The 10877-nt window shown below is 45.3% G+C and carries 7 protein-coding genes and 1 pseudogene; 3 read left to right on the top strand and 5 right to left on the bottom strand.

Annotated features, from left to right (window positions below; all coding sequences use genetic code 11):
* Positions 1 to 28: 28 nt before the first annotated feature.
* A complete protein-coding gene (locus WBA89_RS02275) occupies positions 29 to 4726 on the top strand; it encodes a DNA/RNA non-specific endonuclease (RefSeq protein ID WP_424403690.1) in 4698 nt (1565 codons plus the stop codon).
* Between the two features lie 303 nt (positions 4727 to 5029).
* Here WBA89_RS02275 and WBA89_RS02270 read toward each other — a convergent pair whose 3' ends face one another.
* From WBA89_RS02270 to mrdA, 3 genes are all read right to left on the bottom strand, one after another.
* Positions 5030 to 5707: a pentapeptide repeat-containing protein gene (locus WBA89_RS02270; protein WP_424403688.1), complete on the bottom strand. Its 678-nt coding sequence runs from the start codon at positions 5705 to 5707 to the stop codon at positions 5030 to 5032.
* Between the two features lie 320 nt (positions 5708 to 6027).
* On the bottom strand, positions 6028 to 7101 hold the full coding sequence (locus WBA89_RS02265) for a pentapeptide repeat-containing protein (RefSeq protein WP_424403686.1): 1074 nt from the start codon (positions 7099 to 7101) through the stop codon (positions 6028 to 6030).
* A 149-nt stretch (positions 7102 to 7250) separates the two neighbouring features.
* On the bottom strand, positions 7251 to 9065 hold the full coding sequence (mrdA, locus tag WBA89_RS02260) for a penicillin-binding protein 2 (RefSeq protein WP_424403684.1): 1815 nt from the start codon (positions 9063 to 9065) through the stop codon (positions 7251 to 7253).
* 214 nt (positions 9066 to 9279) lie between these two features.
* Here mrdA and WBA89_RS02255 point away from each other — a divergent pair, with 214 nt between their 5' ends.
* The gene (locus tag WBA89_RS02255) at positions 9280 to 9639 is read left to right on the top strand and encodes a phage holin family protein (protein ID WP_424403682.1); all 360 of its coding nucleotides are present in this window, start codon (positions 9280 to 9282) and stop codon (positions 9637 to 9639) included.
* Positions 9640 to 9747: 108 nt separating this feature from the next.
* Here WBA89_RS02255 and WBA89_RS02250 read toward each other — a convergent pair whose 3' ends face one another.
* On the bottom strand, positions 9748 to 10422 hold the full coding sequence (locus WBA89_RS02250) for an N-acetylmannosamine-6-phosphate 2-epimerase (RefSeq protein ID WP_424403680.1): 675 nt from the start codon (positions 10420 to 10422) through the stop codon (positions 9748 to 9750).
* On the opposite strand from WBA89_RS02250, the gene WBA89_RS02245 reads away from it, so the two are divergent.
* Positions 10421 to 10627: a hypothetical protein gene (locus WBA89_RS02245; RefSeq protein WP_424403678.1), complete on the top strand. Its 207-nt coding sequence runs from the start codon at positions 10421 to 10423 to the stop codon at positions 10625 to 10627. The genes WBA89_RS02250 and WBA89_RS02245 overlap by 2 nt on opposite strands.
* Here the strand turns inward: WBA89_RS02245 and WBA89_RS02240 are convergent.
* A pseudogene (locus tag WBA89_RS02240) lies at positions 10597 to 10877 on the bottom strand (four helix bundle protein); the annotation flags it as partial. The gene WBA89_RS02245 and the pseudogene WBA89_RS02240 overlap by 31 nt on opposite strands.

Below are 10877 nucleotides of genomic sequence, written 5' to 3'. Positions count from 1 at the left end.
CAGTGATGGCAGCCGTGCTTATGTAGTAATGGATCGCTCAGGGCGCGTTGCTGTGGTCGATCCGATGACGCGGCAGCAGATTGACACTCAGCCGAATACCGCTGGTATTAATCCGATAAATTTGCCTAGCGGTTCAGAAGGTCGATCGATAGTCATAGACCCCCGCGACCAATACGCCTACATCGCAGACGGAAAAATCGGCAGCAACTCCATCTACGTTCTCGACATCAACCCATTTTCACCAACCTATCACCAAGTCACCCAAACCATCCCAGTCGGTACAGCACCAAACGGTTTGCGGCAAATAGCCCTTAGCAGCGACGGCAAAAAACTATTTGTTACCGCACCAAACGGCGCGAACAGCAAGATTTACGCCGTTAACATCGACCCCAAAGACCGACCCAGCGACCCCAGTCAGAACCCCAAAAAGTGGAATCAATTAATCGGAAGCATCACAGCAGATGAAGGGCTAGAAGGAATAGCAAGCACCGTCAATCCGCTAGCCATGACATTCACGAACAGTGGCAAAGATAGCAACGGATTTGGAGTATTGGACATTACGAATAATGACCCGGTGAGTTTTGCTGCTACCACCCAATATACAAATTTAGGGCTGGGTTCTGCTAACGATTATTTTGATGTAAATGAGGGAGTCGCGGTAACGGTACTGCCGGATGCCAGTTATGCCTTTGTTGTCGGCCGCAATTCCGACACGAAATTCTTCGGTCAAGAACTACCCAGCGTAGATGGAGACCCGCGAGCCGGCAGCAACATCGGCATTATCAAAGACCCGCTGACAAATCCGCAATTAATGGCGGGAACTAGACCAATTCCAGATGGATTCGCTACCGACTTAGCGCTGTCAAGTGATAGCAAGTTTCTTTACGCTTCCTATCCAAATTTAAGCGGTGCTGGCGGCAAAGTTTATGTTTTTGATGTGGAGGAATTTGTCAAAACATTGACCAACCCCGGTCAATTCCAAGTAGATGCCAAAGGTCGGGGTGTTGGGCTGCCGTTGTTTGACAGCGCTACGGCACGAACTGCTACGGTTGCTGACTTGTCAGCGATACCAATTGACAATATTAATCCAGCGGTTAGTATTGCTGCTGATTTTCAGATTCTGACCGACGCGAACAACCAATATACTTACGGCGTGCCGCCGGGAAGTAAGAAAGCTCCCGTTTCTGTGACTAACCCTCGCGGTTTGGCGGCGACACCGCTGGATTGGCTGGATTTAATTGAACCTCTGGATACTAGCGAGACTTCAGAAAATCCCCTTAACCCAAAGTTCCAATGGACTTTTGACAATCTACCTACTCAGGACATTGAAGAGGTTAATCTCTTCGTCAGCGTGTTTGACGAAGGTGAGGGACTGTTGCCGTGGGATAAAGTAGTTGATTTACCCGACCCTAACGGTAACAAATTTCTCTCCGACCAAGGATTGAGCAAACCGCAGCAGTTAGGTTTACTGACAAAACCTTGGAACACATCTTCTTACCACGGTCAAGAAAACGATTTCAACCCCAACCGCATTTTAACTGCGACGTGGCAGAAAGATAGCAACAATATCGGCAAGTGGACTTTCGATGGCGGTCAAACATTTACTCAGGGAACAAATACCAGCTTTACACTTCCTCCCAGTCTCAAATTGACTGCTGGCCAGGAGTACAATTGGGCTGTTGAAGCTTGGAATAAAGAAGGAAAACGCAACGAGGAGTTTGGTAATTTCTGGACGCCGCTACCGCCAGCCCTCAACGGTGACGATACCTTCAGCAGCGTCACCGTGCTGACCCACGGCTTTAAACCTCCATTTTTTAACGAGCCGGGAATTCCTTCAGAGTTTTACCAAATGGGTAATAGCATTGCCAATGCAGGTATCGACGGCGGCGGTTTGATGATGAAGTACGACCTGCCTACAGGTTACTGGGTTCCAATTAACAAATATGGTGCAGTTTCCCCAGACTTCCAAGCAGGTTTGAATCCCAAAACCGACCCAAACTATCTGACTAAGCTGGGAAGTTATATAGCTCCATACCTTGCGAAAAAACAACCGTTAGTCCTGCTGAATAACTGGTCAGAAAATAATGAATCGGCAGTTCCTGATTCAGGCTTCACAGAAGCGGCAGCAGATGCTTTCTTTACTTCCCTCGTGCAGTTGGATGGAGTGTTGAAGGATGAAACTAGCACGGCTAAACAAGGCGCACTTTTCAATTCACCGCTGCACTTTGTTGGTTTCAGTCGGGGTACTGTTGTTAACAGCGAAATTATTCAGCGTTTGGGTACTTATTTTCCTGATGCTGGCGGCAAACCCAACTCTGGTACTCGCGACCTTCAGATGACAACTTTAGACCCCCACGATTTCAAGCAACCGGGTCTAAAGGTGCCACTAGGGGATTTCAGCGATTTCCGCGAACCGAAAGTTCAGGTGTGGAAAAATGTTACTTTTGCCGACAATTACTATCAAACAGTTCCCAATCTATTGAGCGGTACACTTACGCCGGCAGGTCGCGATATTCCCAATCTACCGTCTACTGAGGATAAGACAACGGCTCCAGGAGTTAAGTTTCCACGAGAAGGTTGGAGGTCAGAAAATCCCAATTCTCAGGCTAAGCTATTAGGAGAACCAGATTTGCCGGTTTTGTTGGGAACTAATAAAAGTAACCCAGATTATAATAAAAGCCGTGCTGGGTTTACGAGGGAAACAGATCCTATTTTTGGAACTGGAGGTGTACACGGACGTGTTGTGAGTTGGTACGGAGGAACATCCGACTTGCTTCCAACTAACTTTCCGTCCAATGAAAACTTAGAAGTTAATCCTGTATTTCGTCGGCGAGGGGATGGATATCGGGAACAGTTGTTCGATAAAGACTTTTCATTTAGCAATAGTGTTTTGACAGGCCCGGCTCGCGTTAGCCCTTGGTATACGCCGGAAAGCAAATTCCAACACGATGCAGATGCTGCTCCTTGGGAAGGGATTGGTACGGGCTGGTTTTATTCGGCTATGGGTGGCGGTTACAGTTCGCGCCCTAAAACAAATGTAGAGCGTATCCCGCTAGATTTTGACAATACTTATGATGCCAGGATGCGAGGAGACGCGGCGGTTCCTACTTTGTTTAATGGGAATTTTGATGCTGTTTTCGATCCGAAGGGAGTGACTCGAACTCCTTTGTCTAAGGGTCTACCTGGGTGGTCGTTCCACAACGGTCAATCCGCAAATATTGATTTAGTTCAAAGTTTGGAAGATGTAAAACTTATCCAAGGGAACAGCGAACCAAACTATGCCTTTAAGTTAGAAAGCAGCGGGGTGAAGGAAATTGTTCACAATCGGTTTGTTGTACCCGATTGGGGTGCTCTTCGATTCGATCTGCACGCACCAAAGATTGCCAATAGCTCTAAGGCCAAATCTAAAGGTACGCTTGATGTGACTATTCGACCATCAGATCCATCAATTCAACCGTTTTCTCAAACAATAACTCTTCAAAAAGCTGAAAATCAAACGGACAGTAATAAAGCTCCGGCTAGTTACCTAACAGATAAATACAAAGTAGATTACGGGATAAAAGGCTTTGAATCTTTCTCTGTGGATGTACCAGAAAAACTTCGCGGTCAACCAGCAACTGTTGAATTCAAGCTCGATAGCAAAGCATCTATTCCGGTATATCTAGATAATGTCTTTTTCCAAAGCGAGTCGCTGAGGTTTAGCAATCCAACTACAGCAAGAACTGACCTACTGACTAATAATACCTATCAAAATAACTATTTGATAGAGAAGCCACAGTACACTGTTTCCTATAATGGCAAAAAAAATACACCTAACTGGGTTAGTTGGGTTCTCGATGGCTCATGGCCAGGAAATATTAAAAGTAAAGACAGACCTCGTGAGTTTGCGGTAGACCCCGATTTAAATAGTTCCTTTTACCAGGTTCCTAATAAAGACTATGAGTTCGATAGTCAAATCAACTATAATGAGGACGAGTATAAGGTATTTAATCTTGAAAAGCCAGCTATCTTCTGGCCAGTACGGGGACACATGAGTGCTTCTAACGACCGAAATAGAAGCACAAAGGATATGTATGCTAGTTTCTTAACTACGAATATTGTTCCTCAAGATTCCAAGGGAAATGAAGGGGCTTGGCGCGGTTTGGAAAAGAAACTACAGGATTTGGCGCGTCTTAAAAATGAACAAAAACAGCCAACACCTTATAAGTTCTATATCTCTTCTGGTGTCTACGGTGCTGGTGGTGGAGAGTTAACAAAATATTCTACTCCTCCTACTGTGACAGTTTTAAACGAAAGAGGAAGAGTTGTGGAAGCTCCACTTAAGGATAATCCCAATTCTTTTGAAAATTTCAAAACAGCGGACGGCACTCGAACGATAACAGTTCCTAGTGCTCTCTGGAAAGTTGTGCTGGGATTCAAGCCAAATTCAACATCTGACAAGCCAGATTATTACTTTGCTTTTTGGATGCCGAACAATTCCTATGAAATTCAGAAGAGCCTAGATTACACGACAAAAGATGCCAAGGGAAATATTATAGTCAAAAATAATACCTTGGGCTGGGAAAAGCGTTTAATTCCCATTGGCAAGCTAGAAGAAAGACTTAATGCAGATTTAGAAAAATCTGGTGACTCATTTAGATATGACTTTCTTTCTCAGATTAAAGACCCTAACAGCAAGGACAAAATGAAAAAAAACATATCCCTTCTTCCCCAAAAACCTGGTTAAACTAACTTCCTCTTTTGCTGAGGGTAGGTAATTAGTTGATATATAGCAATCCTCAATCATTCATGAGGATTTGTAGGGGTAGTGCCCCGTGCCTACCCCAGCATCTAAGGGCAACCACGGGGGGATTGCCCCTACAAAAATTATCCAAATGATTTAGGATCGCTATAGCGCGTCTAAATCATTTGTATAGATATGTAGGGGCGATGCCAAGAGAGTCGGCCCTGACAATCACGGGATTCTTCAGGGGGGATTACCCTTACCAAGATTATACAATTCATTTAGACGTGCTATAGTAGCTACGAATTAGTCTTCACTGTTCCAAATAGTGCCATCAGGCATGATGGTATCTTTAAAGTAAGCGTCTGTAAAAATAGCCATTTCAGATTTGTTACCTCTAATTTCATCCAGATCCAACTCAGTACCAAAAAAGTTAGTTCTCGTCAAGTCAGTCCGAGAAAAACGAACTCTATCTTTAAACTTAGCATTCCTAAAATCACTATCGGTTAAGTTAGCATCACCAAAACTTGTTTTAATCATCTCTGCTCCACTTAAGTTTGCTCTACTCAAATTCGCGTCGTAAAACTTAGTCTCCTGCAAATCGGTTTGAGTCAAATTCGCCCCAGTCAAATCCGCTCTGCCAAAGTTAGCCCGCCACAGACAAGCTCCGCTCAGGTTAGCCCCAGTCAAATCCGCATTTTCAAAATGTGCGTAGGCCAAGTCAAGGTCGCTCAAATCTGAGCCACTAAAATTGATTCCTTGTCCGTAAAAAACCAGGGATTCCAAGTCACTTTCCTTGAAGTTAGCTCCACTCAAGTTCACTCCACTTAAGTAGCGCTCCTTAGACTGCTCGTTGCTCAATTTCACTTTAATCAAAGAAAAGTCTCTCTCCCCAGCCTCATAGCGCCTCAGCACTTCTTCCAACCACAACTGTTTTCTACTGTTGCATATTCTCATCCATTCTGCTTCTTCTTCTTCGTTCATGACTTTATTCCTAGAATCTGTTGAGAATAAAAGTGTTGATACTACTAAAATAACTCAATCTTTGAAAAACAGCAAATACTTACTTCGGGAGCAAATTTTTATCAACTCGTGGCATCACAGATTCGCAGAAGCGAACATCGACAGACAGTCAATACGATTTTGTTTCTAATATCCCCAATTCTGCTATTAAGGAAAGGCTCAAGAAAGTGCAGAAGGTTCTTCCACAATAGCTCACATTCTGGCTAAAATAGACTTTATTGAGATCGCAATTCCCGTCGGATTGACCGTCGAACTCACGTTTGAGGAGAAGTCTATTTACTTTAGCTATTGTTTCGCACGCTGCCATCGGGCATCAGGGTTTCCTCAAAATAGCAATCTCGAAATTCGACCCCAAATATATCATCTTTCACCCCGAAGTCGGCTTCCCGGAAGTCAGTTCTGGTCAACTTGGCTTTTTGAAAATAAACACTGTGTAATCTAGCTCCCTTGAAGGTTGCCTCCGTCAAATTATTGGAGATAAAGCTGAAACTGCCTATTCTTGCCTTATTAAATTTGGCTCTACTGAAATCGGCACACCAAAAACTCCCCTCAGCGAACCCAGCTCCCGTAAAGTCGGCTCCGCTCAAATTGGCATAGGCAAAAACTGATTGGAAGAAACCGGTTTCGCGCAAAATAGCATTGCTAAAATCTGCTCCTTCAAAATTGCTTTGATCGAAATCAACCCTAGTCAAGTCAGCCCCCCGCAAAATCACTCCATTCATGTAGGGTCCGAGCTCTTGGATACTACTATTACGCAAAATAATACCGCTCAAATCCAATCCTTTTAATTGTCCGAGCTCCCAAGACCTGCGTTCCCGGCTGCAATTGGGACTCTCTACCATCAAGCCGCTGAAATTTCTTTCCCCAGCCGCATAACGATTGATGATATCTGTAAACAGCATCTTTTGCATTTGGAAAATAGCGGTATCTATCTGCGCTCCCTGAAAGTTAGCACCTTCAATATTCGCGTCAACCAAGAATGTCATGCTAAAATCTGCCGAGGTACAATTAGCATCAATCAACTGAACATCACTCAAATCAGCTCCCCACAAATTAGCGCGACTGAGATTAGCACCTTCCAGGTCAACCTCTCGTAAGTCAGCATCACTGAGGTCAGCTTCTTCTAAGCAAGCATTACTTAAGTTAGCGCGACTGAGATTAGCACTGATCAGGTTAGCTTGAGCTAGATGGGCTCCGCTGAGATTGGTTTCTCTCAAATTAGCACCCCTCAAATCAGCACCACTGAGCTCGATGCCACTTAAGTTCATGTTTGCTAGATTGGCATCGACTAAGCTGATTGCCGAGAAATATCTCTCGCCATCGGCATAGCGTCTGAGCAATTCTTCAGCGTCCATAGCTATCCTAGTAAAGGTCTTTTATGTTTACACTATCCATCATACTTTATTCACGCAGGAGCGATCCTATTTCTTACAGCAAAAAGGTGCGCCTCGCGCACCCTACACCACCAAATATGAACAATCAACAGTCAACAATTAACTAATGACTAGAAAGGTTTATTAGTAGGTTTAAAACCCTGCTTTTTAAAATAGGTTCGGAATACCTCTTGAGCAATTGGTGCCGCCGAAACTGAACCAAATCCGCCGCCTTCAACAATAACTGCGATCGCAACTTCCGGCTTGTCAGCGGGAGCAAAACCTACATACATAGAATTGTCAGGATAACCGGGCATTTCCACAGTTCCAGTTTTACCAGCACTTAAAGGAATAGTACCGTCATTCATGGCGCGGGCTGTACCTTTTTTCACCACGTCAATCAATCCTTGTTTAACGACGTTTAAAGTAGCAGGTTTAATAGCAGTTTTAATTTTTTTAGTGATGGGCGTATTGGTTTGAGAAGCCAACAAATGCGGCTGCACTCGATAACCGCCGTTGGCAATAGTTGATACCATCACTGCCAATTCTAGGGGAGTACAAAGTACCAAACCCTGACCGATCGACATTGTTACCGTATCGCCAACATACCAATCTTCCCCGTACATTTTCTGTTTCTCTGCTGGGATCGGAACTTGACCGTGATTGGCTGCATCCAACCCCAAAAGGTCTAAGTTAATCGTGCCGCCAATGCCCATTTCCTTAGCCCATTTCGCCATTTGTTCCGGTCCTGCAGCCATGCCTATTTGATAAAAAAATGTATTGCTGCTGTAGGCCAAAGCGTCGCGGAAACCGATAACGCCGTAACCGCCGCTGTGTTCGTTAAAGGTAATTCCGCCGATCGTAATTGAAGAAGAAGTGCTCACAGTCGAGTCAGCAGAAAACTTGCCCGACTCGATCGCAGCTACAGAAGTTACAATCTTAAAAGTGCTGCCGACTGGATAGCCTTGAACAGCCCGATTTAAAAACGGTTTTTCTGGCCCTTGGAGCCGATCCCATTCTTTTTGAGTTACCTTGCGGGTGAAAATATTGGGGTCAAAGGTAGGCCAACTAGCCATTGTTAAAATCGCTCCGGTTTTCACGTCGATCGCCACAACTGCACCCAGGCGATCGCCCAAAGCCTTTTCTGCAGTTTTCTGCATATCTAAATCCAAAGTTAGCTGCACGGGTTTGCCGGGAACAGGATCTTTTACACCTAAATCTTGGATTTCCTCGCCCTTAGCATTCACCTCGATCAAACGGCTTCCCCAAACGCCTTCTAAAGTTTTATTGGCTAATTTTTCAACTCCCATCTGACCGACGATCATTCCCATCGGATATGTAGGATTAGCTTTTAATTCGTCTAAAGTAGCTTCGCCGACGTATCCCAAAAGGTGAGCTGCTAGTTGCTCGTTGGGATTGTCTCGGCTCGATTCGGCGCGAATTTCAACTCCCTGCAAAGTATTAGCTTGTTCTCCCAAGGCGACGAAAGTACCGACATCGATATTTTTACTAATTCGCACTGGGAGGGCAGATTTGTAGCCTGCTTCATCGATTTTTTTGAGAATTTCGGTCGCGGGAAGTTTGACGATCGGGCCGAGTGTAGCGGCGACTTCTTGCCACTCCTTGACCGATCGCTCTTTTGGCCACAGATAGACCGATCGAGATACGCGGTTAGCCGCAAAAATTTTGCCGTTGCGGTCTAAAATTTGACCGCGGTTCGCTGCGACAGAAACAGGGCGAATGCGGTTATTTTCCGCCCGCTGTCGGTTGTAAGCTCCTTGTACCAGTTGCAGTTCGGCGAGACGAAATACCGGCAGCGTCACCAAAGTAGTGACTACCAGCATAAAAACCATCACTTGGAACGATCGGCTGCGCTGCCGCCCTGCATTATCAAAGCCATTTTTGTCGAATCGGACTTTAGAGTTAAAAGAAAAATCGCCAGCCATATTAATTAATCTGCTCTTTTTATCCAACTAACAGGTAGATACGGTTGCCATCCGGATTATTTGACGGAAGATGCAACCATTATAACTTCTCACTCTTTAGTTACAGACATAAATTCTACCGGTAGGCAGACGAATCTGCCAGATTTTGTGATTAAAGTAGCTTTTAAATATCAAGTTTTTATGACAATTCAAATTTTAAGGAGGTACGGGCGCTGTGGAACCGATCGATTTTTTGATTGCTTGGCTGGTGACGGGCAGCAGCTTGCTGCTAATTTCTCAACTGCCAATCGGTGTGGAAATTGACAGCACACCGAAAGCCGTAATTTCCGCTGCGGTGTTGGGATTGTTGAATGTTTTAATTTTGCCAATTTTGAAAGCAGTTTTTTTCGTGCCGAACTTGCTGACGCTGGGATTGCTTTCCGGCGTCTTTGCTTTTGTGATGAACGCGATCGTTTTTGCCTCTGCTGCGAAGCTAGTGGAAGGATTTCGCCTGCGGATGGGCCTGTGGAGCGCGGTATTGGGGGCGATCGCCCTGGCAGCAGTTAGCAGTTTTATCAATAGCGCGCTGATTTAGCAATTTCCCCAGAAAAAGGGCGATCGAAATCGCCCGATATTTCCACACATTCTTCCTTCTTCTTTCTCCCTTCTTAGTTGTCCCTTCTTCCCTCTTCCTTCTTCCTTCTTACTTCCCAATCACCGACTTATAGGCTGTCACTTTGATGTCAATTCCAGTAATATCTGTCCCGACAACTACAGCGGCGGCTCCTAAGTTTAATGCTTTCTTTGCCATTTCTGGCCCGGCGATTCCGCCTTCGCAGATAACTGGAACCTTAAGCTTTTCTACCATTTGGGCTAGCAAATCAAATCCGGGGGGCGAGAAACTTTGCGTCTGGGGAGTGTAGCCAAAAAGAGTAGTTGCGACAGTATCTGCACCAGCTCGGGCCGCCGCGATCGCAGCTTCGATCGTGTCTACATCCGCCATCACCAATTTTCCTAATTCGCTGTGAATTCGATCGATTAACGTTTTTAACTCTTCGCCAGCAGGACGGTTTCGCAAAGTAGCGTCAACGGCGATAATATCGGCTCCAGAAATGGCGATCGCCCGCGCGTCTTCAAACCGAGGAGTAATGTAAATCTCGCATCCCGGCAATTGCTGCTTCCAAATCCCAATTATCGGAGCCGATACCTGTTTTCGCACCGCCGCCACGTGAGCCGGAGAATCAATCCGCACCCCCGCAGCCCCTCGATTGACAGCGGTGCGAGCCATTGCCGCAATGACGATCGGATCGTGCAGCGGCGAATCGGCAGGTGCTTGACAAGAAACAATTAATCCTGTAGGAATTTGACAATTAATCATGGGGAATTGGGAATTGGGCATTGGGAATTGGGAATTGGGCATAGGGCATTGGGCATTGGGCATGGGGCATTGGGCATCGGGCATCGGGCATCGGGCATCGGGCATCGGGCATCGGGCATTGGGAATTGGGCGAGCGCGAAGCGGAGGGATTGGGAATTGGGATTTTTTTGTAATTTATTCCCTGTGTCCTATGGAACTCAAATAAGCGTTAAGTTTTGGTAGTAATTTATCAACAATTGGTTTAAATTTGCTTACTTCTTCGCTTGTGATAAGTTGTCTAGCATACGCTAATCTTAACCAGTTTACTGTTTCGTACAAAGAGCCTCTGGCAATTTTTACAAAACGCCGATTATCGGGAGTCATTATAACGACCTCTTCCTTCAGCAATATTAGCACAGACACTATCAGCAGACCGAACGATCTGTTTGCCGATCGTATCTTTTGTGAAGTAATCC

The sequence above is a fragment of the Microcoleus sp. genome, from assembly GCF_049646505.1.
Lineage (GTDB): Bacteria > Cyanobacteriota > Cyanobacteriia > Cyanobacteriales > Microcoleaceae > Microcoleus.
This window is presented reverse-complemented; position numbering and strand designations above follow the sequence as displayed.